Source organism: Roseibium sp. RKSG952 (assembly GCF_009711355.1).
This window is the reverse complement of record NZ_SMMF01000950.1, coordinates 76,776-101,322: the sequence shown is the minus strand read 5'-3', so window position 1 is coordinate 101,322 and position 24,547 is coordinate 76,776. Positions and strand designations below refer to the sequence as shown.

Below are 24,547 nucleotides of genomic sequence, written 5' to 3'. Positions count from 1 at the left end.
GTTCGTCAGGTCTGACCTCTGCGATAGAGCGGTCGCATGATCAGCGGCGTCAGATACATCGGTATTTGATAGGCTCCAATAAAGACCATGATCGGGGCGGTAACCTCGGGTGGAAGTGATACAAAAAATAGTGCGATGTTCCGGTTCCCCGCGATCAACGAAAGGGCAGTCGCCTTTGGCATCGACAACCTGTTGCGGGTCAACTGAAACGTGATGAACTGCGCCCCCAGATTGGCAGCGCAGGCAAAGGCGATCCAGAAGGCAGCGCGCGCCGGATCGGCCAACGCGACTGCGCTGACGGATGGCATGAGACCTATCACAAAAACCGCAAGCGTGATCGAGGCGGCGCCTTCGAGACTCAGAAGCGTGTTCTCGGATGGATTGCGCAAAACGGTCCGCCGCACCGCCACAGCAGCAATTGTTGCTAGGGCAATCGTCAGGAACAGCCGAAGCGCTGCCCACAATACCGCGCTTACCCCGCCCAGTTCGGGCAACAGCCAGAAAATCGGCACCACCGTCAGGGGCAACAGGGCGGTACCCACAACCATCAATCTCATGGCGTGTTCGGGCGGATGCCCCATCATCATGCACATGTTGGGACTGCCAGAAATCGACGGCGCCGCGGCCATGATGATCATCGACAAAAACAGTGGGGTGCCGATCCAGCCACCCGCAATCCCCACTGTTACGATAACCAACGGCAGAAGCAGCTGAATGCTTAAAACCGTCAACATCACTTTCGGCAGTTCTGTCAGCGAGCCCAGAATGGCTGCAGGCTCCATTCGCAGCACGGTGACGAACAACAACAGCACGACTAGCGGCGGCAAAAAATCCCGCATCGGTTCGGCAAGTGCTGGCAATGCAAGGCCCGCCAACAGACCTGCGACCAATACGTAAGGTCCGTGGCGGGCCGCAAGATGGAGCGGGTTCAAGGCCGGATTATCCTCCCGGCCTCTGACGCAGATTCTCTGGCAGCCAGGTGGCCAGTTCTGGGAACCAGATCAGGACAAACACCATCAGAACCATGATCAGGAACATCGGGATGGCAGCGCGTGCGATATAGCTCATCTCATGGTTGGTCATGCCCTGCATCACGAACAGGTTGAACCCGATCGGCGGTGTGATCTGCGCCATCTCGACGACGACAACGATGAAGATGCCGAACCAGATCAGGTCGATGCCTGCGTCCCGGATCATCGGTTCGACCACAGCCATCGTCAGCACCACCGAGGAGATACCATCAAGAAAACAGCCCAGAATGATGTAGAAGACCAGCAGGACCATCAGCAGTTCGAACCGCGTCAGCTCCCACCCAGCAATCAGATCGGCCAGACCGCGCGGCAGTCCGGTGAAGCCCATGGATAGGGACAAGAACGCAGCGCCCGCAAGGATCAGTGCAATCATCGCGCTGGTTCTGGTGGCACCCATCAGGCTTTCGGTGAATGTCTTCCAAGTCAGTGACCCTTGACCTGCGGCCAGCAGCAGCCCTCCGATCACACCAAAGGCCGCAGCCTCGGTCGCGGTGGCATATCCCAGATACATCGATCCGATTACCACCATGATCAGCAGGATCACCGGCAGCAGGAAGCGCGAGTTCTTGATTTTCTCCGAAAATCTCAGCTTGCCTTCGTTGTTGGGATTCCAGTCTTTGCCGAATTTCGAATAGATCGCCACGTAGCCCATGAACATCGCGGCCAGCACCAGCCCGGGCAGGATGCCGGCAAAGAAAAGCTTGGTGATCGATTCATTGATGGTGACGCCGTAAACAATCAGCGTAAGCGAAGGAGGGATCATAAGGCCCAGCGTTGCAGCACCTGTCAGAGTGCCGATGATCATGCGTTCGGGGTAGTTTCGCTTTCTCAGTTCAGGGATCGACATCTTGCCAACCGTGGTCAGCGTTGCAGCGGAGGATCCGGACACCGCGGCGAAGACCGTACAGCCGACGATATTGGTGTGCACCAGACCGCCGGGCAGGGGGGCCATCCACGGAGAAAGACCTTTGAACATGTCTTCGGATAATCGGGTTCGATAGAGGATTTCACCCATCCAGATGAACATGGGCAGTGCCGTCAGGGTCCATGAGGATGAAGCCGACCAGATCGTCGTGATCATGACATCGCCGACAGGCCGGGTCGTGAACAGTTCCATCCCGACCCATGCAACGCCCATCAGGGCAAGGCCGACCCAAACACCGGTGCCCAGCAAGGTGAACAGTACAAAGAGAAAGAGGATGATGATTGATACGTTTTCCATGTCCTCACTCTCCGTGGCTTTGGTCGGCAAGGTCGCGGGTGATGCGGTGATCACCCCGGAACAGCACGTGGATCAGATGATCGGTCAGCGCGATAGCAAGAATGACAGCGCCGAACAGCATCGCTGATTGCGGTATCCAAAGGGCGGTTTTGTCCTGTCCCTGGCTGATGTCGTTGAACTTCCAGCTCCAGTAGACAAAGCGATAGGCGTACCAGCAGAAATACCACATCACAGCGGCGCCAACGGCAAAGCACCATATCTCGAGAATGCGTCGAACCCCGTCCGGCACTGAATTCAACAGGATCGAGACGCGGATGTGACTGCCCCGGTTCAGCGCATTGGCAAAGGCAAGGAACGAAGCTGCAGCCATCGCATAGCCGGCATAATCCGGTGCACCCGGAAACACTTCGCCCGTCCATCGGGCCAGCATCTGAACGACGATCAGCACAAGAATGGCGATCAGGCTAAGCGCGGCCAGAACACCCGCCGCCAGATAAATGAAATCCAGTACGGACCGAAGCCCTCTCAATACCGCCATGCTGTCCCCGTTTGGTTGTGATTGAATGGACAACGGGCGGCAGGATCAGCCGCCGCCCGGGTCAGGTTGTTTACTGAGACGAATTAAACGCGTCGACGATGGCTTTGCCCTCGTCGCCAGCGGCCTCAAGCCATTCATTGGTCATGGTGACGCCGATCTCTTTCAGTTCGTTCGTCATCTGCTCGGATGCCGGACCAACTGTCATGCCGCCATCACGCAAACCTTGCAGGGTAAAGCCGGTGTATTCCTTGGCGCGCCAGTTGCCGGCGTATTCCGCCAGTTCGGCACAGGCCTTGATGACATTTTTGTTGGCGTCCGAGACACCAGACCAGACATCGGAATTGACCATCACGTAGTTGCGCGGCAACCAGGCGTCTACTTCGTAGAAGTAGTTCAGGCTTTCCCAGACCTTGCGGTCATAGCCGGTTGAACCGGACGATACCATCGAGTCTGCGACGCCGGTGGCAAAGGCCTGGCTGATTTCAGCCGCTTCGATGGTCACCGGAAGCATTCCGGTCAGCTCTGCCAGCCGTGATGTGGCGTTGTTGTACGAGCGGAACTTGATGCCTTTCATATCGGCGACCGAGTTCACTTCGTTCTTGAAGTACAGCCCCTGTGGCGGCCACGGAACGGCATAAAGCAGGGTCAGGTTCTGCTCAGCCAGCAGATTTTCGATCGAGGGTCTTGCGGCGTCCCAAAGCTTGGCGCTGTCATCGAAAGAGGTCGCAAGAAACGGGATGGAGTCAAAACCGAACAGCGCATTTTCGTTCTGGTGACCGGACAACAGGCGTTCACCAATCGGAGCCTGGCCAGTCTGAATGGCGCGTTTGATATCCGCGCCTTTGAACAGCGAGCCGGAAGGATGTGTAACGATCTCAATCTCGCCACCGGTGCCGGTGGTGACGCATTTGGCAAATTCCGCGCCCGTGGCCGAGTGGAAATTGGATGCCGAATACGCCATCGGCATATCCCATTTTTCGGCAATTGCCGGCATGGCGGTCGCAGCTGTCAATGCAGTTGCAGTTAGAAGACCAGCTAGTTTTTTCATCTTTTTCTCCCAGTTGAAATTAGGTGCGCCAATGTTTTTCACCGGCATCGTTATGTCTTGAACCGCGCCGGAGCATAAACGCTCAGATCCGCGTTCGGGGTTCTGCCCGCAATCAATTGCGCCAACAGGCGCCCTGTCTTTGGTCCGCCTGTCAGACCGATGTGATGGTGCCCAAAGCCCATGTACGCGCCTTCGATCCCGGGTACGTCACCGATGATCGGGATCGAATCCGCTGGCGCAGGCCTGTGCCCCATCCATTCAACTTCGTCCTTCCATGTCACGCCCGGAAATGCAGCGCGGGCATTCTTTCGCATCAATTCAAACGGCGCACGCGAAGGCGCCGCATCAAGGCCGCCAAACTCTACAATCCCGGCCAGTCTAATCCGGCCTTCCATCGGAGTGGCGACAAACTTACCGGATGCGACCATGACCGGGCTGCGCGGCATCGCCGAAGGTTCTATCAGTTCAAGATGATAGCCGCGTTCGCTTTCCAGAGGAACAGAGATACCCAATCGTTTGGCAAGAGGTCCTGACCAGACCCCTGCGGTTACGATTGCGGTGTCGCAGGCGATGGTCTCGCCCTCGGTAAGTACGCCTGTCACTTTGCCGTTGTTGCGGACGATATCATCGACAGCGGCGCGTACGATGCGTCCACCATTTGTTTCCACATGCGCTGCGAGATCTTTGACATATTGACCAGGGTCTTTGATGTGACCGTGATCCCCCAGCTTTGCAGCAAAGCCAATATCCTGGCTGAAGATCGGATCGTAGTCGTGAAAGGCCTGACCTTCCAGTTCTTCCCAATGAAACCCGTGTTTGCGACGGATGCTCCAACCAAACGCATCCCCGTCAAAATGTTCCCTGTTTTCATAGAGAAACAGGTAGTCGGACGGTTCGAGCCATTTCTCAGCACCTGTCCCCTCAGCAAGCGCTTTGTGGTCGTTCAGGCTGTCGCCAACGATGGGGGTCAGGGCCGCGGCGATCCGTTCGACGTCATCTGCATTGGCATGGCTCAGGTATCGCATCAGCCACGGCAGAAGTTTGGGAAAATACCCCCACTTCATGAATAAAGGCTGCGATGGGCTGAACAGCATCTTAGGGGCTTTTTGCAGCAGCCCCGGCACCGTCACAGGTACGATCGAACAGGAGGCCAGAACACCGCCGTTGCCATGGGATGTGCCTTCTCCCGGGCTTGCCTTGTCGATCAGGATCACGTCATGGCCATCGCGCTGCAGCCAAACAGCGGCCGATACGCCGACAATCCCTGCGCCGACAATGGCTATGGTCTTTTTGTCAGTCATGCTGCAACAGCTCTGGTAACGGCATAATGGTTGAGCTTATTCAGATCAGGTCGTCCTCCAAGTCCCGGAGTGTCTGGCACAACAACCTTGCCGTTTTCCACGAGGAAGGGCTCCTCCAATATGTCCTCACCCAGAAAGTAAGAGGCCTGATAGAACTCGCAGCCAAGGGTGATTTCCGGAGTGGCTGCAATCATATGTGTGCCAGCCAGATGGGCCAGCCCGGCTTCGAACATGTCGCCGCCATAGGCGCTCAGCCCATGTGCTGCCGCGATGCGGGCGACTGTTTGCCCACGGGTCAGACCACCTGATTTCATGATTTTCACCGAAACGCCGTCACAGATGCCTTCGCGGGCGGCGCGTTCCATGTCTTCGGGTCCGAACACACTCTCATCAGCCAGCAAGGGAATGTCGATCATGCCCCGTAGCTTTGACATCATGCCGTAATGATGTGCTCTGACCGGTTGTTCGATGAAATCCGGATTGAATTGGGCGACGTCCCGCACCTGTGCTGGGGCATCGTTAATTGACAGCCCCTGATTGTAGTCCACACGAACCGAAAACTCCGGATAGTTTTGTGCCAGACATTCGAGGCGCATGATGTCAAAGGCATGATCCTTGAACCCGGTCTTCAGCTTGACGATCCGGACGCCATCATCACGAAGCCGCGCCAGCAAGTCGATATCCTGCGAGAACTCCGGGTTTGCGATTGAGCAGCTGAGTGGGATCGTATCGCGACATTTGCCCCCCAAGAGTGACCAGACCGGTAAGCCGGTTATCCGGCCTGACAGATCGAGCAGGGCACTTTCCAGCGCGGCCTTCGCCTCGGTGCAATGCGCGACCGCATATGCGGCCCGAGCCATGATCGCCGCCCGGTCACCGACTTTCTCGCCAATCACGAGTGGCCGGATATACCGGTTCAGCGCTGCATATGTGGCCTCGGGCGTGCCGGTAAAGACCGACCACGGAGAGGCCTCACCAAATCCTTCATTGCCGTCTTCGGAAGTTAGCCGCAGAATGACGACTTCGCACGTTCCCTCGACCGAGCCGATCCCGTGATCGCGTCTGGATGTGACCGGCAACGCAAGATGCCACACGTCAAACCCTGTTATTTTTTGATTCAGATTGCTCATTCTTCCTCCGGCGGTCGGGAAGAACCGTGCATTGCCTAGTATATCATTTCAAATACTATGTTATAGTAAGAGTATCAGAAAAAATGATGAGGTGGGCAAAGTGTCTCTTCGCTTTCGGCAATTGCAGGCCTTTCACGCTATCATGGAGACCGGCACTGTAACCGGAGCGGCTTCGGTTCTTGGCATTTCTCAGCCGGGTATCAGCAACTTGCTTGCGCAGCTTGAGCGTGAAGCCCGCCTTCCATTGTTTGAGCGTAACAAGGGGCGGTTACTGCCGACGCCTGAGGCTGAGTTGCTGTTCCGTGAGGTCGATACCGTGGTTCGTGGGCTGGATCACGTCGCACAGGCCGTGACAGATTTGCAGAACAAGCATCCGGGCCAATTGCAGGTGGCTGCGCCGCATCTGTTGTCATTCGGGTTCATGCCGCGTGAGATCGCGCGCTTTGCTGAATCGCGGCCAAACCTGTCGGTCAGTTTTCAGTCTCAGTATTCGTCGAAGATTCAGGAGTGGGTGATCTCAGGCCTGTTCGAGATCGGGATAGTCGAAATGCCGATCCTGCATGACACTTTGAACTACCAAGAGTTCCATTTCGAAACGCTAGCTACCTTTCCCGAAGGCAGTCATCTGGCCCAATACGATGTGTTGACGCCGGAACTGTTGGAGAATGAATCCTTCATTGTGATGGGGCCTGAGCATCAGACCCATCGCCGGACACGGGATATCTTTCAGGCAGCTGGACGTACCTGGCGCACTAAGATCCACACGCACCTGTCCGAGAACCTGTTGAGCTTTGTAAAGCAGGGTATGGGGGTGGCGGTCATCGACCCGTTCACCGTCATGTTTGATGAAGAGGGCGGGTATCAGACCCGCCCGTTCAGACCCTCTGTGATGCTGGATCTTGCGATCATCACCGCAAAGGGGCGTCCGCTGTCAGCCATCGCGCAAGAGTTTCTGGCACAGCTGACGCCCGCAATTGCTTCTTATGCGACCCATTCAGATACCGGGGCGGCGGCTTCGTGAAGCTGCTGGGAATGGATGTCGACAAGAGTCGGTCCGTCGTGTTCGATTGCTTCTTTCAAAACCCGGCGCAGATCGGCCGGATCCTTTACAGTCCATGATTTGACGCCAAAGGCCGAGGCAACCGCCGCATGATCCGTCCGGTTGAAATCGACATTGTAGTAACGCTGTCCAAATCCCGCATTCTGGCCTGCCTTGATCCAGCCGAATACCGAGTTCGAAAAGACGATCGACGTAATCGGCATTTTGTGACGTACCATGGTTTCGAATTCACCGCAGGTGAATCCAAATGATCCGTCGCCCATTACGGCCAAAGTCTTTACCGACGGTCGACCGACATGCGCACCCATCGCGGCACCCAGCGAATACCCCAGCGCACCATGTGCCCGATTGGTGATAAAGTGGCGGCCCGGTTTAGCCCAGCGATAATGGGCGCTGAAGTAAGGGCAAGGTGTGCCGGGATCCGCAACGACAATTGCGTCATCATCCAGTATGTCCATCATCGCCGCCATTACGGCTTCGGGTCGGATGGGAGTTTCCGTGCTGTTTGCCAGAGCTGCATATGCGGCCAGTTTGGCTTCCCAGGCTGCTTTGGCTTTGGCGGCACCGCCTTGGCTTGTAAGATCGCGACGATCTTTCAGGGATCGTGCCAAGGCTTCGAGTGCCAGCCGTGCATCGGCGCAAATGGCCACTTCAGTCTGATAGTTGGCACCAATCACCATGGGATCACTGTCGATGTGGATAATCGTGGTGTCGCGGCCCGGGCTGCGCCAGCGTTCGGTTGTCACCGATCCGGCGCGACAGCCAATGAATACGACCACATCAGCCTGATCCACCACGGCGCGTGTCGCAGGTATGCCCCCGTTTGAGCCGACCACTCCTAGCGCCAGAGGATCGGTTTCGGCGATTGAGCCCTGACCGGATACTGTTGTTGCCACCGGCATATCCAGCAAAGAGGCAACTTCGTGCAGCGCATTGCTGGCGCCAGACAGAACAGGTCCACCACCGCAAATTGCGACAGCTGATTTCGCGTTTGCAAGAATTTCGGCCGCCGCCTCGATTGCAGCCATATCCGGGCCAGCACGTTCAGCCGGATAGCTGCGGTGGCGCGCGTCCGCCCAGATTTCTGCCTCGTCGACCTGACCTTTCTGCGTATCGAACGGCAAGGCCAGATGGGTCGCACCAGGTGTCCCGGTTGTCATGGCGCGGAATGCCGCCCGAACCATTGCTGGCAGTCGGGTGGCGTCATCAAGTGAAGCGTTCCACTTGGCCAGTGGTTTGAAAAGTGCGGGCTGATCCAGTTCGGTCAAAGGATACTTGCCGCGGCTGGTGGTGGCCACGTCTGACGTAATAGCAAGGATCGGGACCGAGCTTTCATTGGCCTCGATCACACCGGGCAGAATGTAAGTTGCGCCACCGCCTGATGGCCCTTCGCATACGCCGGGCTTTCCCGTCACACGGGCATAGCCGTCAGCCATATATGCTGCATGCCGTTCATCGCGGGTCAGGATGTGCTGAATGCCGTGATCCATGCGTGACAGCGCATCATAGAATGGCAAGGTCGTATCTCCGCACAAGCCGAACATATGTTTGACGCCGTGGGCCTCGAGCATCCGCACCATCGCCTCGGCGCCGGTCAGGTAATTGGTTCCGGTCATAGCTTGCGTTTCCTTCCTCGCAGAATCTGCATGCAGAGCTGTATACAGTTTTGTATATTGATTTCAAGTCTCGCCTGTGGCACCTGTGCAAAAAGCAGGAAAAGGCGGTTTCATGGCTGGGCCACGCGTTGATGATATCTATGAGCAGGTAAAGGCGATGGCCGTATCGTTTCGCCTGCGGCCCGGCGATCGGCTTAACGAGGTTGCGCTGTCAAAAGAGCTGGGTGTCAGCCGGACACCTTTGCGCGAGGCGTTGAACCGGCTGGTCGCTGAGCGGATGTTCGATTTTCGGCCGGGGCAGGGGTTCTTTTGCCGGCCTCTGGATGCGCAAAGCGTTTACGATCTTTTCGAACTACGGCAGATCATCGAAGTCGCAGCAGCCCGATCAGCCTGTGAAAAAGCGTCCGACGAAGAACTCCGCTCCCTGAGCAATGAGCTTTATGAAACCGGGATCGATATCACCGGCCTGACTGTTGAAGAAGCTGTCAGCAGGGACGAAGCATTTCATCTTGGGATCGCCAAACTTTCGGGGAATGCCGAGCTTTTGGAGACCCTGCGCCGGATCAATGAGCGTATCCGCTACATCCGCTGGATATCCATGAGCCTCGACCGGGTTCAACGGTCGAAAGAGGAACACAAACGGGTCATGCAGGCGTTGCTGGACCGCGATGCAAATGTAGCGGCGGCGGCGTTGGGTCGACATATCGTCAAGCGGATGGATCAGGTTCAGGATGCTGTGCGTCACGGGATTTCCAACATCTACATGGAAGGCTCGGACGACATTTCGGCACGTATCATAGGCGAGGGATAAGGTATGATCGCTAAGGGCGGAAAATCTGTTTACGGGGCTTCGGTCGGCATCCTGATGTTGGACGCCCGTTTCCCGCGCATCCCCGGCGACATGGGTAACGCCCTGACCTGGCCCTTTCCGGTGCATTATCGCATCGTCCGCGATGCCTCGCCCGATCTGGTGGTGCGACACAAGGCTGAGGGTATGCTGGACGCCTTTATAGATGCTGCCCGCGATCTTGTGCGTGACGGGGTGGATGGCATCACCACCAATTGCGGGTTTCTGTCTTTGTTTCAGGATGAATTGGCCAGGGCGGTTCCGGTTCCGGTCGTAACCTCTTCCCTGATGCAGGTTGAGATGGTTAATCGCTTCCTACCGGTGGGCAAGCGTGCCGGTGTTCTGACCATTTCGGCATCGACCCTGACGCAGGACCACCTGACCCGGGCGCGGGTTCCTGATGGCACGCCTATCGGCACGACTGAAGGCGGGCAGGAGTTTACCCGAGCCATCCTCGACAATGAATTGACATTGGATGTTGAAAAGGCGCGGGTCGATAATGTTGAGGCAGCGATGGCCATGAAAGAGGCGCATCCCGAGCTTGGGGCGCTGGTTCTGGAATGCACCAATATGTGTCCATATGCAGCCGACATTCAGGCAGCAACGGGCTTGCCCGTCTATTCTATCGTTTCGCTGGTCAGCTGGTTTCAGGCGGGGTTGGCGCCGCCCCGGTATTAGTTGTTTGCACATTAAGGGTGATATGAAGAGAGGCTATTTTTCAAATGGTTATAAAGCAAATACGCTTGTAATTGTTGTGAAAAATACCATCTAAAGGCGAGTAAACACTCTGTACTGGAGCTTGAATGCGCATACGCCTTGCCGCTTTGACCACCATTCTCGCCGCTGGAATTATTTGGTTTGGTGGGAACCCGAGGCCTGATGATCTGGCGGCAACATGTATCAATGGCAAGGCAACCCGGTCCGAACGCATTGCTGCGTGTACGACGTTGATCGAACAGGACGATACTGCGCCCGTATACCGGCATCTCTTTCTGACCAGACGGGCCTGGGCTCATAGCTACAACGGCCACTATGAACGTGCGCTTGCTGATGTGAATCATGCAATGGAGCTGCAACCAGAGAACTACCAGACTTGGGTCATGCGAGCGGAGATAAAGCACGCGAGCGGGGATCTTGACGCGGCGTTGGATGACTTTGATCGTGTATCAAAGGCGTTTCCTGAAGAGGCTTACGTAACCTGGAAAAAGGCGAAGTTTCTCGAAGATACCGGAAAGCGCGAGGCCGCTCTCGCAATTTACGAGCGCTTACATGCTGACTATCCGAATATTAGTGAGGTAGCGGAGAAGATAGCCTCAAATCACATCGACAGCGGAAACCATGAGTTGGCTTTTGATCTCGTATCCAAAGCCGCTGAGCGATGGCCAGAGCAAGCATGGGTGTATGATCAGTTGATTATGCTGCACATACTTTATTCGGGCGATGCTGAATCTGCATTGAAAGCTGAAAAGACAAGAGCGGAGCTGCAGCCTGATGTCTATTTCGAATTACTGTCTCCTGTGGCAATTCATCTTACTATCGGAGATGAGCAAAAGGGTATCCTGTATGCGGATCAATATATCAAATGGTGCGCCGACCAAGTAACCGCAGAGCTATCTTGGCTAAATCGGATTCGACGCACGTTCTCGAACCCAAGCTGGGAACAAGAATATGTGTTAGCTTACCGCCCAATCTTGTACGAGACTTTTGGAAGGCGTGATTTGGCTCGCGAGGCGTTCCGCAGTTATTTTGAGGAAACTAATCGAGATGCTGAGCAAGGTATGATCAACGCTCTGGAAAATTCCGGATTGACCCCAAATATCGATAAATCTCCGGATCGAAATTCAAGGATCGACCAACTCATCGATCAATATTTTGATCATGATGATCTCAAGCTTTCATGGCTTCCATGGCAGGATGGCTAAATTGCGTCGCCAAGACATTTGAAAAGCAAGAGGGCCTATAATCTCCCAACCGTGTCAATATGCGCGCGATACTGCGATTGATCCCAGGTCGATCCTGATTTAATGGAGGCCCTGTCAAATCAGAGTCACCGACGGAGCGGTATGATTGAGCCGCTCCTCCCGCGCCACGCTCCTTGTGGCACAACTCTCGGATCGCACGCCCCTGAAAGGCTTAAAAAAGGTAAGGGAATATGGCAGAAAAATCGAACTTCGATATATTGTATACCATTGTAGACGAAGCGCCGGAGCTGGCCAGCGCATCGTTCCTGCCCATCATTCGCAAGTTCGCTTCGGCCGCTGGCGTGAGTGTCGGCACCAAGGATATTTCGCTGGCCGGGCGCATTCTGGCGACCTTCCCGGAAAACCTGACCGAAGATCAGCGCATCACCGATGATCTGGCTGCTCTGGGTGAGCTGGTGAAGACGCCGGATGCCAATGTGATCAAGCTGCCGAACATCTCGGCGTCGGTCCCGCAGCTGGTTGCAGCCATCGAAGAGCTGCAATCGCAGGGCTACAATATTCCGAACTACCCCGAAGAGCCTTCGACTGACGAGGAAAAGGCGATCCGCGCACGCTATGACGCCATCAAAGGCTCGGCAGTGAACCCGGTTCTGCGTGAGGGCAACTCGGATCGTCGCGCGGCCCGTGCGGTCAAGAACTACGCTCAGAAGAACCCGCACTCGATGGGTGAATGGGTGTCGGACAGCAAAACCAAGGTTTCGTCGATGTCCGGTAACGATTTCTATGCCAATGAGAAATCGGCCACCATCACGGCTGCTCAGGCGGGCGATGCCAAGATCGAATTCGTCGGCAAGGACGGCAGCGTGACCGTTCTGAAAGACGCATGGCCGCTGGCCGAAGGCACTGTTGCCGACGCGACCTTCATGTCGGTCAAAGCGCTGTCCTCGTTCCTGGCGGACGCCATTGAAGACACCAAAAAAGACGGCACCATGTTCTCGCTGCACATGAAAGCGACGATGATGAAGGTCTCGGACCCGATCATCTTCGGCTATGCAGTCAAAGCTTGGCTGGCGCCAGTGTTTGAGAAGTTTGGCGCGGAACTGGACGCATTGGGTGTGAACCCGAACTCGGGTCTTGGTGATCTGTTGGATCGCGTAAAAGACAATGCCGACATCATGGCCGCGATCGACGCGATCAAGGCGGACCGTCCTTCCATGTACATGGTCGATAGCGACAAGGGCATCACCAACCTGCATGTTCCGTCGGACGTGATCATCGACGCCTCGATGCCCGCGGTGATCCGCGCAGGTGGCAAAGGCTGGGACGAGACCGGCGCCAAGGGAGACACCAACTGTGTGATTCCTGACCGCTGCTATGCTCCCGTCTATGACGAGACCATCAACTTCTTCAAAGCCAACGGCGCGTTGAACCCGGCCACCGCCGGTGCCGTGGCCAACGTGGGCCTGATGGCGCAGAAGGCGGAAGAATACGGCTCGCACCCGACAACCTTCCAGGCACCCGCCGATGGCACGATCCGTATCGTTTTGGCCAATGGTGAGACGTTGCATTCGCACGAGGTTGAAAAGGGTGACATCTGGCGTGCCTGCACTGTGAAGAAAGCTCCGATCGAGAACTGGATTCAGCTGGCGATGGATCGTCAGCGCTTGACCGGTTCCGAAGCAATCTTTTGGCTGGACGCAAACCGCGCCCATGACGCTGAACTGATCAAATACGTCAAACCGGCCCTTGAGGCAGCTGGCGTTGCCGACAAATTTCTGATCATGGCCCCGCGTGAAGCAACCCGCCAGTCACTGGAGACCATCACGGCAGGTAAGGACAGCATCGCCATCACCGGTAACGTGCTGCGTGATTACCTGACCGATCTGTTCCCGATCCTTGAACTCGGCACCTCGGCCAAGATGCTGTCCATCGTCAAGCTGATGAACGGTGGTGGGTTGTTCGAAACCGGCGCGGGTGGTTCGGCGCCCAAGCACGTGCAGCAGTTGATGGAAGAGAACCACCTGCGTTGGGACTCGATGGGCGAGTTCTGTGCGTTGGGTGAATCGCTGAACTTCCTCGCTGACAGCAAGGGCAACGCCAAGGCGGGCGTTCTGGGTGCTGCAGCCGAAGCCGCGACGCAAGGCATTCTGGACAACAACAAATCGCCAAGCCGCAAGGTTGGCCAGCCTGACAACCGCGACAGCCACTATTGGTTCGCGCGCTACTGGGCCGAGGCTTTGGCTGCGCAAACCGAAGATGCCGAACTGGCCGCTGAGTTTGGGCCGGTTGCAAAAGAGCTGGCTGATAAAGAAGAGCAGATTCTGTCCGAACTGGCTGCTGCTCAGGGTGCGAAAGCGGATCTTGGTGGCTACTATCATACCGATCCGGCAAAGGCTGCAGCCGTGATGCGCCCCAGCGCGACGCTGAACGCAATTATCGGCTAAAAACATAGGGGGGTCGGCTCAAACAGCCGACCCCCTATTTCATGCACTCCGCATGCATAGACACGATTTACTCAACGACCAGAGTGCAATTTTCTGCAAACAAATTGGTCGTGTGGGGATCGCAGAGTTAAATTCCCCCTGACTTCCCCGCGAGGGTTCCCTAAGCTCAATTGCAATAGTGGATCGTTGTGTTAACACGATCTGTGTTTGGTATTAGTGATTTTGTGTTTTAGCCTATGAGCATACATTGTTCCAATTTGCGTTTGGAATCGGATACGCGCCTTATGAGACACGCTGTATTCCAGCCTGTCTTAGATGGCCCTTCCTTTTATGCCCGAGTAGCGGGTCTAGCAAAGCACTTTTGTAATACTTTGCTTCCCCTCATATCTGGTGAAGGGGGTCGTATCCTGCTGCTTCGACAGGCAGGCCTGCGGTGCGCAACCAGCCCCAATTGGTATCGGACTTCGTGCCGACGATTCGAGATCGCGATAGCAGTGATCAATGGATGGTCGAGCTCAAGTGGGGACAATTCGCATGAAACCGAAGGGTTGAGGCTAAATGGGAAACGGTGAGAAAGGTGGGCGCTTCGCTGCTGTTTTGTGCCTGCTCCCGGCACTCTATCTGATTGCGATTGTCATCTATGCAGTTTTGAACTCTGCCGAGTACGCGTCGGGCATCGCGCGTATTACCCGTTATGTGTTGGTCCCGGGATTTATGGCTTTGTGCCTTTTGTTTGTTGCCCTGCGGGTCAAAGGCGATACTAGGCTTGTTGTCGGTATCTGCGCAAGCTCGCTGTTTGCGACATTGTTCGCGTTTGAGGCCTATCTGACAGTCAAGTCTCTGCCCGCGCGTCTTGGAATGTTCGGCGTCGTAAGCAAGACGACCGAGACAGGGCAATTCCGGCAAAACATACCGCCAGCCTATACAATCAAACGTTTGAACAATGAAAAAGACATTCAAACGCTTGATGCCGCCATGCTCTCACCTTTGACCGAAGGCGACATCTTTCTATGTTCACTGAATGGCCAGCCGGTTTCATACCAGCCTGACCGGTACGGGTTTCGAAACCCCGATACTGTGCACGACGGAGGCATCGATGTCATGTTGTTGGGTGACTCGTTTGCCGAAGGGTTCTGCCTTGAAGATGGGCACGATCTGGCGAGTCAATTACGCAAGGATATCCCGCAATTGATGAATACAGGCCACCGGGGCGCCGGGCCATTGTTCGAGTTGGCAGTGCTTGGCCGGTATGGGCCTTATTTCAAGCCGGATGTGACGGTCATGGCCTTCTTCGCAGGCAATGATTGGAAGAACCTGCAGCGCGAAGAAGAGATGCCCTGGCTAGCGCCTGCGCTAGAGTCTGGAACGGATTTTGGGGTCATCGCGCACTCTGAGGCGCAGATCGAGGCAGCCAGACAGCACATGGATCAATGGTGGGATGGAACCACCCTGTCCTGGCGGGACTATCTTCGAAAGCAGCGCGTATTCCGGAACTTCTTCGCCCTGCAAAAAACGACCGAAGTGTTGGGACTTCATTATCCCAAAGCCGCTGAACCGAACCCGGTTTATGGTCAGGTCCTGAAACGGGCGGCTGAGATGGTAGAACAATGGGGTGGAGAGCTGGTGGTCGTCTACATTCCTACGATCAGTCGCTTTGTGGGCATGTTGCCACAGGATTTTGTACACGATCCCTTGCGCAACATGGTTCGGGACGCAGCGACCCAGGCTGACCTTCAGATGATCGATCTGACTGAGGTGTTCGAAGCCGCTGACGAACCCCGCTTGATGTATGCCGCAGATGCCCATTTTAATGAAAAAGGCGCGACCGTAGCCGCCGAAACCATTGTGCAATCCTTGCGTCAGCGGGGATTGCTCAATTGATTTCTGGGTTTCACTGACTTTAGCAGGGACAGGATCAGTTTGTGCCGGTCAGATTTCCTTGTACGATCCAAACAGGTTGAATGCCTATGGAACGACCACAAGAATCCAACCGCAAGAGTGCAGGCAGAAGAAGTTCATGAGTATTCAGACGATCGCCGTTCTGTCCGACATTCACGGGAACGCAGATGCACTGGTTGCAGCGATTGCGCAAGTGAAGTCGATCAATCCTGAACTTGTGGTCGTGCTTGGAGATTTGTTGACCTATGGGGTTCAGCCACGAGAGGTACTGGATGCTGTCGATAAGCTGAAATCCGAACAGAATTGTGTTTTTATCTGTGGCAATCATGATCAGTTCTATTTCGACCTGGATCGCGGCAATTCAGCATTTTACGATAATATCCCGGATTTCGTGCTGGAATCTGTCCATTGGACACATGCCAAGGTCGCTGATCTGCCGCCGCTATGGGAACGCTATCCGTGGTGCACACGATATGAATTTGGCCCGATCCTGTTTTCCCATGCCAACCCGTATGAATATGGCGACTGGTCTTATGTGTCGAAACCTGAGCAGTGGACTCCTGCTGCGCAGAACTTACGCGACAATGGGTTCAGTATTGGGGTCTTTGGCCATTCTCATCGTTCCTTTGCTGTGATTGTCGATGCAGATGGCCGGGCCGAGAATGTTGAAACCGATGTCTGGCTGAAGCCGGCCGCGGGCGAAGTTCTATTGCTGAACCCGGGTACAGTCGGACAACCAAGAGGAACGGGTTTTACTTATCTCACAATCCAGCTTGATGGGTCTGAAGTGAAAGTGAGCCTTCCAAACATCGACTTTGATCGGGCAAAGTTCTGTCGTGAGATTGCTGCGACGGACCTGAGCAAGGCCACCAAAGACAAACTTGTTTCGTTTATGGAGAAGTGAATTGATCACGGTATTGGTTACAGGCGCAGGCGGTGGTGTCGGTCAGGGGATCATCAAATCGCTGCGGCTTATTACAGACCTTCCGATCCGTATCCTTGGCGCTGATATGGCGGCGCAATCGGCAGGTCTCTACGCCTGCGACAAGGTATTTCTGGTCGAGGGTTGCCGGTCGCCGCGATACCTGGAATCTCTGGCGCGCATATTCGAAGCAGAAAGCGTCGACTACTACATCCCGGGCACTGATATCGAACTGGCTTTGTGTGCGGAAAAACGCGAGGAGATCGCGCAACGCTTTGGGACGCGGGTTGTGGTCAATCCGTTGAATGCGGTTCAGATCGCTGATGATAAGGCGCTGACTTCGGCGTTTCTAAAAGAAAACGGGTTGCCTTATCCAAAGACCTGGCCCTTGGTCGAGGCGCTGAAAATCGACGATCTGCCTTTCCCGGTCATCGCGAAACCCGCCGTTGGGTTTCGATCCATTGGTGTTGAGCGCGCAAACAGCCAAGAAGAGCTTGCCGCCTATCCCGGGGATCATTCACAAATCATCGTGCAGGAACTGATCGGTGACGATACCCGAGAATTCACCTGCACCATCGTTGGGGTCAACGGCAAGCTTTCACCCGTTCTGGCGCTGCGGCGCATATTGCGGTCCGGCGATACCTATCGCGCATTTCCCGAACAAAATGCCGAGGTCGAGGCCTATGTGACAGCGATTGCCGAAAAACTGAGTGTTGAAGGGGCGTGCAATTTTCAATTGCGATTGGATCACGACGGTGTCCCGAAGGTCTTTGAAATCAACGCGCGTTTCTCGGGCACAACACCATTCTGTTCTCAGCTCGGTTTCAATCCGGTCGAGTTTTACATCAAGCACGATCAGGGGATACCCTATTCGCCTGAGATTGCTTGGGACAGCGCAGTTTTGAGATATTGGAGCGAGCTGGTGTTGCCCACTGCAGCGCTGAACCAGTTGGAAAATACTGGTCAGTTGATCCCGGATCCCGGCACGCAATTCAGCCTCTATGGTCGCAGGTCATGAAGGTTGCAATGACAGGTGCAACCGGTCTGTTGGGTCGGCATCTCTGCGCTTTGCTCGCGGATCGCGGGGTGCCGTTTGTTTCGATTGACCGTCAAAAATGGAATTTGAGCGAATGGAATGATACCGCCCGCTTTGACGCAATCACCGAAGGGGCAGATATTTTCATCCATTGCGCGGCCAAAATACCGACCGGTGTTGAATCAGATGCCTCGTCGTCTTTGCGCGACCTTTACGACATAAATGTCAGGGCAGTTCTGAACCTGGCTCAATGGGCGGCAGGACGGAATGTACATCTGATATTTATCTCAAGCGGTTCGGTTTACCGGGACCCGCACTCAGCGGTCATTCGCGAAGATGCTGCAACAGGCCCAGGTCCGATTGGTGGATCATACGCCGCTTCCAAACGGATGGCTGAAAGCGTAATCGCCGAGTGTGCTGAAACAGATGGATTGAAGGCCACCATCTTGCGCCCGTCATCACTTTATGGATTTGGGTTGCCCGAAGACAAGTTTCTGATCCGGATGTTGCAGTCGGCAAGGGCCGGGCACGAGATCGAGGTCAGCGGCCCCGAGAACAGGATAGATTTCGTTCATGCCCATGATCTGAGCCGGGCGGCATTGATGGCAGCTGAAACGGGCGCAACAGGGGTTTTCAACATCGCAGGGTCCGGGCCAGTTCGACTTGCGGAACTTGGTCAGGTGATCGCGGCTTTTGGACCAGCGGATCCGGTGGATTTGTCGATCCATCCGGATCATGAACCACCCTTCACGCGCTTTGCTCTGGACAATTCTGCAGCAGCGAATGCGTTTGGCTACGGGCCACTGATATCACTGCCAACCGGGTTGGCGATGACACTGGAACAGCAAGTCATGCCTCCTGCAGCCTGACAAGGCTCAGGGGCAACTCACCGCATCGGGCGCGTGTTGCATGCGATTGACAAAGCTGTCTTCGATCTCAAACGCATCGATGCCATTTTCCTCGAGGAACTTTGCAACCGCTGAGGCGACCGCATAGTTCCCGACTTCCTGCAGGTGATGATCCGGGCTGCCGAACAGGTCAACGGTCGGAACCTGCAGCTGATCTGCCATGGCTTCCAGTCCGGGTTTCAGGTCAAGCCAGATGAAGCCTTCGTCGCCAGCAGATTGCTCAATCAGGGCTCGAACCGCATCGCTGTAGCCAACTGGATCGGAGCGGAATGTTACATAGCCTTCATCCACGAACTCCGAAACGCTGGGCAGGGAAACCACAACCAGTCGGGCGCCCTTGTCGGTCACGGCCTGATTGAGCGTATGCAGAGATTCCAGGAACAGGTTTGTCTCATCCTCTGTTGGTTCAGACGGATAGAGGTCGCGGTTGGTCAGCATGGATTTCAAACGTATGACCAGCTTGCCGACATGGAAAGTCGCGATCTTGGTCTTGAGTTGCTGGCTGACAGTTTGTTTCTGACCGAAGGGGGTCGGGTTTTCCTGCCATTTTCTGAACGTGACGTTGTCGGTCAGATCATTGCTGTTGAAGACGAACATCAGCACGGTGTCGTGCGGGAACACATCCTTAAATTCACGATAGGTCAGATCATGTTGCAAAGTGCCATGGCCGCCCGTGCCCAGGTTGATGTAATGCGCGTCCTCAGACCAGCGCGTCAGGAGTGCTGGTATGGTTTCTGTTTCATCGGACAATGTGCCACGAATGAAGGAGTCGCCCAGAACCAGTATGCGCCCTTTGTCGCCCTCTGGCTCGGTCGTTCCCCGGAAGCCATTTTCATTATATTTGTGATACGAAACGATATCGTTGCGAAACTCGAAATACGATTGCAGCGGGTTTTCGCGTGAATAGACAGTGTCATGCCGACGCAGCCGGTCGGGGCCCCCCTCGCAGAAATGGACGCCCTGATGTTGTAGTGTGACATTTGCAATCTTTGGACTCGAATGAGGTTCCAGGTTCAAAGGATCGAATACGCGCAGAAGAACCTCGACACAGGCCAATGTGATCAGGCAACTGATAGCGATTAAAAGGAAATTCTTGAGCACTTTGAACTTACCTCTGACCTTTGCGTCACCACGCAAACAAATTACGGGCTACGTTGTCGAAACCGCAGGGGTCCAGCTTCTTTGTGGCAACGAATGTTGGTTTGACCGGATGTCCGGCACATGCGGTAGCAGGCAGACGTCGCACTTCGGATGATTTGAGCCGGATCATTGCATCCATCTCCGGTGCCAGAAACTGTAAGCCAGAACGAACCACAGATGTGGCCCCCAGTTCCGGCTACCATCAAGATGTTCACGCCAGCGCCTTTGCAGAAGCGCCGGATCGAAGATCTCGCAAACCGTGCTGTCACCTGAAAAAACGCTTTGGGCAACTTCCTTCAACGGTCCGCGCAGCCATTCGTTCATAGGAACACCAAATCCCTGTTTGGGCCTGTCGTAAAGGCTCTTGGGAATGCGTTTGTCGACAAGTTGGCGCAACGCGACTTTGCCCACCTTTCCATTATATCGAAGTGTGTTGGGCGACCGCCAGGCGGCGGCGACAACGCGGTCATCCAACAGCGGTGCCCGCACCTCAAGGCCAACAGACATGGAGGCCCGATCAACTTTCACCAGTATACCTTCGGGCAGGTAGATACCGGAATCCAGCATCATCATGGTGTCTGTATCGCTCAGCCCATCCGGAAGATCACGGGCCCGGTATACGCCCGTGTCATTCACTTGGGCACGCAGAGCGGCAGAAGGTTCCCAAAGACTAAACATCGAGTTGTATCTGCTGCGCAGATCCGGATGACGAACGATGTCAGCCACCTTTGACAGGCGGTCAGGTGTCATCTGCTCTCGCATGGAGCCGGGCAGGGCGGGGCGCAGCACGGACATAATCGCCTTGCTGACGCCTCCCGGTGCCGAGGCAATGGCCGCTGCGGCGGGTCGGGGCAGTTTTTGCGCCAGCTTCTGCATCGCCAACATACGGGCATAGCGTTCGTAACCGCCAAATGACTCGTCGCCACCGTCGCCCGACAGAACGACCTTGAGTTGCCGCTGCGCAAGCTGTGAAACCAGTAAGGTCGGGATCGCTGATGGATCGGCAAAAGGTTCATCATAGACCGCTGGCAAACTGTCGAGCAGATCAAATGCCATGCGGGGAGTGGCTGTCACCTCGTGGTGATTGGTGCCCAGATATGAGGCTATCGCCGCGGCGTGATCCGCTTCGTTAAGATCCTTGTCTTCAAAGCGGACGGTGAAGCTTGTGACCTTGGACGGGGCTTGCTCCTGCATGATTGCAGTGATCAGTGTGGAATCTATGCCCCCCGACAGGAACGTACCGACCGGGACATCGGCGACCATGCGGTCTTGCACTGCGCGGCCAAGCTCGGCCTCGATTGCCTTTAGCGCATGATCTTCGTTTTCGTAGGGCTCTGCCAGACCTTCGGCAGCACATTGACGAAGATCCCAAAAACTCTCGATACGCTCGGACAAAGCGTCCGCTGAGGTAGGTGGCGCATCCAATTGCACCTCGACCAAGGTTCCGGCGGGCAACTTGATGACATCACGGTAAATCGACAGAGGCGCAGGAACAAAACCATAGCGGACATATTGCGCCTGCGCGCGCGGGCAGGCGGCAGGTGCGCCGAACTCGGGATGCGCGCGCAACGCTTTAAGTTCGGATCCGAACAGTAGCTTGCTAGATTTGAGGCCAATGTAGAGCGGCTTTTTCCCAAGCCGGTCACGAGCAAAAACCACGCGGTTCTGTTTGCGGTCATAAACAGCAAAGGCAAACATGCCGTGCGAAAGCTCTAGTGCCTTATGTACACCCCACAAATCCATCGCGGCGAGCAAAACTTCGGTATCCGATGTTCCCCGCAGAGATACCCCGAGATCCATCAACTGCTGGCGCAACTCAAGAAACCCGTAAATCTCGCCGTTATACACGATCGTAAAGCGACCACTTGGTGAATCCATTGGCTGGGCGCCAGTTTCCGACAAGTCCACGATCGAAAGCCGACGGTGGCCCAAAGCGACACCAGAACCCCCATCAACAAACAGGCCTTCGGCATCCGGTCCGCGATGCTGAATGCTGTCGCACATGGCTTTGAGCGTGCGTCTGGCGCTGTCCGGCTCAAAGCCTTGAAACGCAAGATATCCAGCAATGCCACACATATCCGCTTTCCTTACTCGGCTTTCAGGACAACCGGGTGCCCGCGTCTTGAGATCGCCTTGGCCAGCGCGCAGTCATATGCATCCGCAATAGCCGTCAGCGAGTATCTGCGTGCGATGCGATCCTGCGCTTCCCTGCTTTTCGACTGATAGGTTTCCGCAGGCCAGTTCGCGGTCTGTACCATCGCTTCGGCCATCGCATCTGGGTCGCGCATCGGGACGACGTAGCCATTGTCGCCAACGATCAGCGCCGAATCCCCGACATCCGTCGTGACGACCGGGCGACCAAAGCTCATTGCCTCGGCGATAACGTTCGGGAACCCTTCGGTTCTGGACGACAGAACCAGAGCGTCGATGCTGTTGTAGAAATCCGTCATGTCGCTCAGATCGCCACATAACGCCACACTGTCCGATGGCAGATCGTTGGTAGAGAGCATCTCACGAATCTCGGGATTGTCTGATGTGACCCCATCTCCGGCAAGTCTTGCCTTCAGATCGGGAACCTTGCGACGGGCGTCAGCGAAAGCACGAAAGAATGTGCCAAAGTCCTTTTGCGGGTGAAAGCGTGCAGCAACACCCAATGTTCGAACAGGACCGGAGCGGTCCTGAGCCGATTTGGGCAGAATAAACCCGTTCGGAATGACCGAGGAATGCGTATCTGCGAACCCGTACTTCTCGTGTTGTTCCAGCGCCCGGGTCGAGTTGTAGATGATACCGTCTGTGAAACGGGACAGTGTTTTGGACAGGTTTACCGCAATTCGTGTGCTGCGGGTGAAAGCATCGGGGTCATCCAGTGCCTGACGGATTGTCCAGACGACCGGAGGGTGCGCGGAACTCAATTTGTCCGCTATCAGACCCACGACCATTGCGTGATACATCCAGCACAAAACGACATCGGGCTTATGTTTCTGAATCAACTGCCGGATTTTCCAGATCGCACGGGGCAGCGCGAGCGGTGATTGCGCGCGAAGCGAGACATATTCGACCCGGTCATTGTTTGCCATGTTTCGACAACGATCCGACACTTCGGTCAATGCTACAACAACCGCTTTTTCCCGGGATTTCGAGAGCAAACGTGCGAGCATCGCCTGCGCACCGCCCTGACCCGAGAAATCCGTGGTGACATGCAGGATCATTCCAACACCTCCACCATCCGATACAGATGGCATCGAATTGTCACCGCAGGATATATTAAGACTGGTTTCATCGACGCCTCTATTGTCCTGCCAATTGCGGGGCGAGGGCACGGTTGCCCACATCCACGATCACTTCGCACATGCGTGAAACCTCGTCTTGGGATCGTGCCGGGTCGACAAGGAAGGCGAGGCTGGTTTCGCCAAGCTCGCGCGCAACTGGCAGCGGCTTTTCTGGTCCGATGCCGTGTTTTTGGAAGGTCTGTTCAAGATATATCTCGGAACAACTGCCTGAGAATGCGGGGAAACCGGCTGCTGTGATCTCGGCGATGATCCGGTCACGGTCCCACCCGGTCGCCAATGCTTCGGGCCTGACGAAGGCGTAGAACCGGTAATAGGCATGTGTGATGTCTGTTGATGGCATCGGCACACGAAACGCGGGGCATGTGCTCATCGCATCGTGCAGCAAATTGGCGTTTGCCGTTCGATGTGCCCGCCAGTCGTTCAAACGCTGTAACTGGATGCGTCCAAGGGCGGCTGCCATGCCGTTCAGGCGCAGATTGGTTCCCGGCCCGGAATCATGCAGCCAGCGAAATCCCGGTGGGGCAGGGGTATTGAAGACGGTGTCATAGCCCTTGCCGTGATCCTTGTAGCTCCAGATCCTCGACCACAGGTCGTGATCATTGGTCACAAGCAATCCACCCTCACCGCCGGTGGTGATGATCTTGTCCTGACAAAAAGAGAATGAGCCGATGGTACCAATCGTACCAACATGCGTCTCGCCAATCATCGCCCCATGCGCCTGAGCGCAATCTTCGATGACCCAGAGATCATGAGCTCGCGCCAGATCCATGATGCCCCGCATGTCGCATGGCCAACCGGCCAGATGGACAGGAATGATCCCTTTTGTCCGGTTTGTGATCAGTGGGGCGATGGTTTCCGGTGTGATGTTCTGCGTGTCAGGATCGACATCGGCAAAGATCGGAACGGCGCCATACAGCATGACCGAACTGGCTGAGGCGATGAAACTCCGCGGAGTGACTATGACCTCATCACCCGGCTGCAGATTCAAACCGTGCAAAGCTGCGTCCAGCGTCAATGTACCATTGGCGATGGCGATTGCATGATTGGCCCCGGTATAGGTGCAATATTCATCCTCAAATGCGCGAACATCAGGGCCTGTCCAAGCGTTGACCTTGCCGGAGGCGAGCACCTGCGCAACGGCGTCGATTTGTTCCTGATCGTATACGGGCCATTTCTGCATTGCGTTTCTCCTG

General features: G+C 55.6%; 20 protein-coding genes. 9 read left to right on the top strand and 11 right to left on the bottom strand.

Annotated features, from left to right (window positions below; translation table 11 throughout):
• Positions 1-5 precede the first annotated feature (5 nt).
• From E1297_RS33240 to E1297_RS33215, 6 genes are all read right to left on the bottom strand, one after another.
• Positions 6-932: a hypothetical protein gene (locus E1297_RS33240; RefSeq protein ID WP_155145675.1), complete on the bottom strand. Its 927-nt coding sequence runs from the start codon at positions 930-932 to the stop codon at positions 6-8.
• Positions 933-939: 7 nt separating this feature from the next.
• A complete protein-coding gene (locus tag E1297_RS33235) occupies positions 940-2,253 on the bottom strand; it encodes a TRAP transporter large permease (RefSeq protein ID WP_155145673.1) in 1,314 nt (437 codons plus the stop codon).
• A 4-nt stretch (positions 2,254-2,257) separates the two neighbouring features.
• Complete coding sequence (locus tag E1297_RS33230) at positions 2,258-2,791, bottom strand: TRAP transporter small permease (protein ID WP_155145671.1); 534 nt, start codon at positions 2,789-2,791, stop codon at positions 2,258-2,260.
• 70 nt (positions 2,792-2,861) lie between these two features.
• The gene (locus E1297_RS33225; protein ID WP_155145669.1) at positions 2,862-3,839 is read right to left on the bottom strand and encodes a TRAP transporter substrate-binding protein; all 978 of its coding nucleotides are present in this window, start codon (positions 3,837-3,839) and stop codon (positions 2,862-2,864) included.
• 50 nt (positions 3,840-3,889) lie between these two features.
• Positions 3,890-5,140 carry an FAD-binding oxidoreductase gene (locus tag E1297_RS33220; protein WP_155145667.1) on the bottom strand — a complete coding sequence of 417 codons (1,251 nt, stop codon included), beginning with the start codon at positions 5,138-5,140 and terminating at the stop codon, positions 3,890-3,892.
• Entirely contained in the window at positions 5,137-6,270 is a 1,134-nt protein-coding gene (locus E1297_RS33215; RefSeq protein WP_155145665.1) for an enolase C-terminal domain-like protein, read from the bottom strand. The genes E1297_RS33220 and E1297_RS33215 overlap by 4 nt, the downstream gene beginning before the upstream one ends.
• A 100-nt stretch (positions 6,271-6,370) precedes the next feature.
• Between E1297_RS33215 and E1297_RS33210 the strand changes: the two genes are divergently transcribed.
• Positions 6,371-7,291, top strand: a complete 921-nt coding sequence (locus tag E1297_RS33210; RefSeq protein ID WP_209016153.1) for a LysR family transcriptional regulator — start codon at positions 6,371-6,373, stop codon at positions 7,289-7,291.
• Here the strand turns inward: E1297_RS33210 and E1297_RS33205 are convergent.
• Positions 7,252-8,946: a thiamine pyrophosphate-binding protein gene (locus E1297_RS33205; protein WP_155145663.1), complete on the bottom strand. Its 1,695-nt coding sequence runs from the start codon at positions 8,944-8,946 to the stop codon at positions 7,252-7,254. The two genes, E1297_RS33210 and E1297_RS33205, sit on opposite strands and share 40 nt — an antisense overlap.
• A 112-nt stretch (positions 8,947-9,058) precedes the next feature.
• Here E1297_RS33205 and E1297_RS33200 point away from each other — a divergent pair, with 112 nt between their 5' ends.
• The 8 genes from E1297_RS33200 to E1297_RS33165 all read left to right on the top strand — a co-directional run bounded on the left by E1297_RS33200 (position 9,059) and on the right by E1297_RS33165 (position 18,885).
• On the top strand, positions 9,059-9,757 hold the full coding sequence (locus E1297_RS33200; protein ID WP_155145661.1) for a GntR family transcriptional regulator: 699 nt from the start codon (positions 9,059-9,061) through the stop codon (positions 9,755-9,757).
• Between the two features lie 3 nt (positions 9,758-9,760).
• Positions 9,761-10,471: an aspartate/glutamate racemase family protein gene (locus E1297_RS33195; RefSeq protein WP_155145659.1), complete on the top strand. Its 711-nt coding sequence runs from the start codon at positions 9,761-9,763 to the stop codon at positions 10,469-10,471.
• Between the two features lie 125 nt (positions 10,472-10,596).
• The gene (locus E1297_RS33190) at positions 10,597-11,715 is read left to right on the top strand and encodes a hypothetical protein (RefSeq protein WP_155145657.1); all 1,119 of its coding nucleotides are present in this window, start codon (positions 10,597-10,599) and stop codon (positions 11,713-11,715) included.
• A gap of 230 nt (positions 11,716-11,945) precedes the next feature.
• The gene (locus E1297_RS33185) at positions 11,946-14,159 is read left to right on the top strand and encodes an NADP-dependent isocitrate dehydrogenase (protein WP_155145655.1); all 2,214 of its coding nucleotides are present in this window, start codon (positions 11,946-11,948) and stop codon (positions 14,157-14,159) included.
• A 558-nt stretch (positions 14,160-14,717) separates the two neighbouring features.
• Positions 14,718-16,040, top strand: a complete 1,323-nt coding sequence (locus tag E1297_RS33180; protein ID WP_155145653.1) for a GDSL-type esterase/lipase family protein — start codon at positions 14,718-14,720, stop codon at positions 16,038-16,040.
• Positions 16,041-16,176: 136 nt separating this feature from the next.
• Positions 16,177-16,962 carry a metallophosphoesterase gene (locus E1297_RS33175; protein ID WP_155145651.1) on the top strand — a complete coding sequence of 262 codons (786 nt, stop codon included), beginning with the start codon at positions 16,177-16,179 and terminating at the stop codon, positions 16,960-16,962.
• Position 16,963: 1 nt separating this feature from the next.
• Positions 16,964-17,998: an ATP-grasp domain-containing protein gene (locus tag E1297_RS33170; protein WP_196223460.1), complete on the top strand. Its 1,035-nt coding sequence runs from the start codon at positions 16,964-16,966 to the stop codon at positions 17,996-17,998.
• Positions 17,999-18,006: 8 nt separating this feature from the next.
• Complete coding sequence (locus E1297_RS33165; protein WP_196223459.1) at positions 18,007-18,885, top strand: NAD(P)-dependent oxidoreductase; 879 nt, start codon at positions 18,007-18,009, stop codon at positions 18,883-18,885.
• Between the two features lie 6 nt (positions 18,886-18,891).
• Here E1297_RS33165 and E1297_RS33160 read toward each other — a convergent pair whose 3' ends face one another.
• From E1297_RS33160 to E1297_RS33145, 4 genes are all read right to left on the bottom strand, one after another.
• The gene (locus E1297_RS33160) at positions 18,892-20,025 is read right to left on the bottom strand and encodes an SGNH/GDSL hydrolase family protein (RefSeq protein WP_155145646.1); all 1,134 of its coding nucleotides are present in this window, start codon (positions 20,023-20,025) and stop codon (positions 18,892-18,894) included.
• 165 nt (positions 20,026-20,190) lie between these two features.
• A complete protein-coding gene (gene asnB / locus E1297_RS33155) occupies positions 20,191-22,140 on the bottom strand; it encodes an asparagine synthase (glutamine-hydrolyzing) (RefSeq protein ID WP_155145644.1) in 1,950 nt (649 codons plus the stop codon).
• Positions 22,141-22,151: 11 nt separating this feature from the next.
• Positions 22,152-23,306 (bottom strand): glycosyltransferase, encoded by a 1,155-nt coding sequence (locus tag E1297_RS33150; protein ID WP_244327976.1) that lies wholly within the window; start codon positions 23,304-23,306, stop codon positions 22,152-22,154.
• A gap of 46 nt (positions 23,307-23,352) precedes the next feature.
• Positions 23,353-24,534, bottom strand: a complete 1,182-nt coding sequence (locus tag E1297_RS33145; protein ID WP_155145642.1) for a DegT/DnrJ/EryC1/StrS family aminotransferase — start codon at positions 24,532-24,534, stop codon at positions 23,353-23,355.
• Positions 24,535-24,547: the final 13 nt, after the last annotated feature.

What these genes read in the sequence shown, in the direction of transcription:
- E1297_RS33235 (WP_155145673.1), bottom strand. Translation starts at nt 2,253, where the DNA reads ATGGAAAACGTATCAATCATCATCCTCTTTCTCTTTGTACTGTTCACC.
- E1297_RS33230 (WP_155145671.1), bottom strand. Translation starts at nt 2,791, where the DNA reads ATGGCGGTATTGAGAGGGCTTCGGTCCGTACTGGATTTCATTTATCTG.
- E1297_RS33225 (WP_155145669.1), bottom strand. Translation starts at nt 3,839, where the DNA reads ATGAAAAAACTAGCTGGTCTTCTAACTGCAACTGCATTGACAGCTGCG.
- E1297_RS33220 (WP_155145667.1), bottom strand. Translation starts at nt 5,140, where the DNA reads ATGACTGACAAAAAGACCATAGCCATTGTCGGCGCAGGGATTGTCGGC.
- E1297_RS33215 (WP_155145665.1), bottom strand. Translation starts at nt 6,270, where the DNA reads ATGAGCAATCTGAATCAAAAAATAACAGGGTTTGACGTGTGGCATCTT.
- E1297_RS33205 (WP_155145663.1), bottom strand. Translation starts at nt 8,946, where the DNA reads ATGACCGGAACCAATTACCTGACCGGCGCCGAGGCGATGGTGCGGATG.
- E1297_RS33200 (WP_155145661.1), top strand. Translation starts at nt 9,059, where the DNA reads ATGGCTGGGCCACGCGTTGATGATATCTATGAGCAGGTAAAGGCGATG.
- E1297_RS33195 (WP_155145659.1), top strand. Translation starts at nt 9,761, where the DNA reads ATGATCGCTAAGGGCGGAAAATCTGTTTACGGGGCTTCGGTCGGCATC.
- E1297_RS33190 (WP_155145657.1), top strand. Translation starts at nt 10,597, where the DNA reads ATGCGCATACGCCTTGCCGCTTTGACCACCATTCTCGCCGCTGGAATT.
- E1297_RS33185 (WP_155145655.1), top strand. Translation starts at nt 11,946, where the DNA reads ATGGCAGAAAAATCGAACTTCGATATATTGTATACCATTGTAGACGAA.
- E1297_RS33180 (WP_155145653.1), top strand. Translation starts at nt 14,718, where the DNA reads ATGGGAAACGGTGAGAAAGGTGGGCGCTTCGCTGCTGTTTTGTGCCTG.
- E1297_RS33175 (WP_155145651.1), top strand. Translation starts at nt 16,177, where the DNA reads ATGAGTATTCAGACGATCGCCGTTCTGTCCGACATTCACGGGAACGCA.
- E1297_RS33165 (WP_196223459.1), top strand. Translation starts at nt 18,007, where the DNA reads ATGACAGGTGCAACCGGTCTGTTGGGTCGGCATCTCTGCGCTTTGCTC.
- asnB (WP_155145644.1), bottom strand. Translation starts at nt 22,140, where the DNA reads ATGTGTGGCATTGCTGGATATCTTGCGTTTCAAGGCTTTGAGCCGGAC.
- E1297_RS33150 (WP_244327976.1), bottom strand. Translation starts at nt 23,306, where the DNA reads ATGCCATCTGTATCGGATGGTGGAGGTGTTGGAATGATCCTGCATGTC.
- E1297_RS33145 (WP_155145642.1), bottom strand. Translation starts at nt 24,534, where the DNA reads ATGCAGAAATGGCCCGTATACGATCAGGAACAAATCGACGCCGTTGCG.